The 285-nt window shown below is 77.9% G+C and carries 1 protein-coding gene; it reads left to right on the top strand.

Annotation, left to right across the window (positions count from 1 at the left end):
* Positions 1-285, top strand: a 285-nt coding sequence (locus tag GT042_RS21185) for a hypothetical protein (protein WP_161310300.1), incomplete at both ends; no start/stop codon positions are given.

Below are 285 nucleotides of genomic sequence, written 5' to 3'. Positions count from 1 at the left end.
CGGGTGCCGCGCGCGCCGCACCCGGCCGCCCTCCCCACCGACGAGCCCGCCCTCCCCGCCGACGACCCGGTGGCGCTGGCTGCGGCCTGGATCTCAGGAGCCCCCGTGGACTGGACCGAGCAGGACCGCGACCAGGAACGCCGGGTCGTCCCGCTGCCGCACTACCCCTTCGCCGAGGAGCGTTACTGGATGTCCGACACACCGGCTCCCCCCTCCCTCGCGGAAGCCGTTCCGGCGCTCGCGGGTACCGACGCGACGGCCGGGACCGCCCGGCCGCTCGCCCCC

Origin of the sequence: Streptomyces sp. SID3212 (assembly GCF_009865405.1) — a bacterium.
In the GTDB taxonomy this organism is placed as follows: Bacteria; Actinomycetota; Actinomycetes; order Streptomycetales; family Streptomycetaceae; genus Streptomyces.
This window is presented reverse-complemented; position numbering and strand designations above follow the sequence as displayed.